This window comes from Thermoanaerobaculia bacterium (genome assembly GCA_035260525.1).
Classification (GTDB): Bacteria; Acidobacteriota; Thermoanaerobaculia; order UBA5066; family DATFVB01; genus DATFVB01.
Genome location: DATFVB010000234.1, coordinates 1 through 2,172, shown reverse-complemented (window position 1 = coordinate 2,172; position 2,172 = coordinate 1). Strand labels below are relative to the sequence as shown.

At 71.3% G+C, this 2,172-nt stretch carries 1 protein-coding gene; it reads left to right on the top strand.

Annotated elements, in window-relative coordinates:
- Positions 1–76 precede the first annotated feature (76 nt).
- Positions 77–2,172: response regulator (locus VKH46_11740; protein ID HKB71509.1), on the top strand; the 2,096-nt coding region annotated here is incomplete at its 3' end.

Genomic DNA, 2,172 nt, shown 5'->3' with positions numbered 1-2,172 from the left:
GAGCACATGCTCTCGGTGCTGCGGACCTGGCTCTACCGGTGAGCCGTTTCCGGGCGCCGAGGAGCGCGAGGGGCGCGTGAGCCGGCGCGCGCCGCGCCCGGGAGCGGTCCCGACGACCGAGCCGCCGGAGAAGGCCAGCGTTCTCGTCGTCGACGACAGCGCCGAGAAGCTCCTCGCGCTCGGGGCGATCCTGTCGGAGCTCGACCAGAACATCGTCGAAGCGAGGTCGGGGCGCGAGGCGCTCCGCGAGCTGCTGCGGCGCGACTTCGCGGTCGTGCTGCTCGACGTCAACATGCCCGGCATGGACGGGTTCGAGACCGCGGCGCTCATCCGGCAGCGGAAGAGCTCCGAGAACACCCCGATCATCTTCATCACCGCGTACAGCGACGACACCCATGCGCGGCAGGGATACGAGCTCGGCGCGGTCGACTACATCATCACGCCGGTCATCCCCGAGGTCTTGAAGTCGAAGGTCGGCTTCTTCGTCGATCTCTACCGCAAGTCGGCGCAGATCCGCCGCCAGGCCGAGTCGCTCGCCGACCGCGCCGCCCAGCTCCAGCGTCTGACGCAGGCGTCGCTCGCGATCCACTCGGCGCCGTCGGTCGAGGAGATCCTGCGCATCGTGACGGAGACGGCTCGGGAGGTCGCCGGCGCGGACCGGGCCGACATCGTCCCGGCGCTGACCGAATCGTGGGGAACGGGGGCGCCCGGGCCTCCCGGGAAGTCTTCGCCGGCGGATCTCGCGGCGACGCTCCTGGGACGCGACGGCCGCGACATGGGAACCCTCCGGATCTTCGGACGGCCCCTCGGGCCGGACGAGGGCGCGATCCTGACGCAGCTGGCCCAGATGGCCTCGATCGCGATCGAGAACGTCCTTTACACCGAGGCGCGCGAGGCGAACCGGCTGAAGGACGAGTTCCTGACGACCCTCTCGCACGAGCTGCGCACCCCACTCACGGCGATCCTCGGATGGACGCGGATCCTTCGCTCTCCCACCCTCGACGCGAGCCGCTTCGCGCACGGCCTGGACGTGATCGAGCGCAACGTGAACGCCCAGGCGAAGCTGATCGACGACCTCCTCGACATCTCGCGGATCAGTGCGGCGAAGCTGCGGCTCAACATCCGGCCGATGGCGCTCGTGCCGGTCGTCGAGGGCGTCGTGGAGGGGCTCCGCCCCTCCTGGGAGGCGAAGTCCCTGGACGTCCAGGTGGTCGTCGATCCGGCGGCGGCCGGGAAGAGCGACGTCGCCGGGGACGCGGACCGTCTCCAGCAGGTCGTCTGGAACCTGCTGTCCAACGCCATCAAGTTCACGCCGCCCGAAGGGAGCGTCGAGATCCGCGTCGAGCGCACGCCCGCGCACGTTCGCGTCCGGGTGAGCGACACCGGGAAGGGAATCAGCCCCGATTTCCTCGCCCACGTCTTCGACCGTTTCCGGCAGGCCGACAGCAGCACCACGCGGTCGCACGGCGGCCTCGGCATCGGGCTCGCGATCGTCCGGCACATCGTCGAGATGCACGGCGGCACGGTGTCGGCCGCGAGCGCCGGTCCGGAGAAGGGCTCGACGTTCGTCGTCTCGCTGCCTGCTCTCGAGACCCACGGGGTCGACATGCGGGCTCCGGCCGACGCCGGCCGCGAGCCGGCGGAGCCGCCGGACCTCTCCGGCTTGCGGGTCCTCGTCGTCGACGACGAACCGGACGCGCGCGAGGTGGTGGGGGAGATCCTGAAGAGCGCGAACGCGGCGGTCTTCGGCTTTGGCAGCGCGGACGAGGCGCTGGCGGGACTCGAGGAGACCGCGCCGGACCTGATCGTGAGCGACATCGCGATGCCCGGCGGAGACGGCTACGAGTTCCTCAGGGAGGTCCGTCGGCGCGAGCGGGAGACCGGCGGGCGCGCGCCGGCGATCGCGCTGACCGCGTACGTGCGGCGCGAAGACCGCTCTCGGGCGCTCGCGGAAGGATTCGATCGCCACGTTTCGAAGCCGATCGAGCCCGAGAACTTCCTCGCGGTGGTCGCGGAGCTCGCCGCCGCCGCTGCGGGGCCCGAGCCCGGGGACGGGACCCGCCCCGCCGACGTCCTCGTCATCGAGGACGACCACGACAGCGGCCAGGGTCTGAAGGCGCTCCTCGAGACCGGAGGGTTCCGCGTCGTCGTCGCGCACAACGGCGAGGAGGG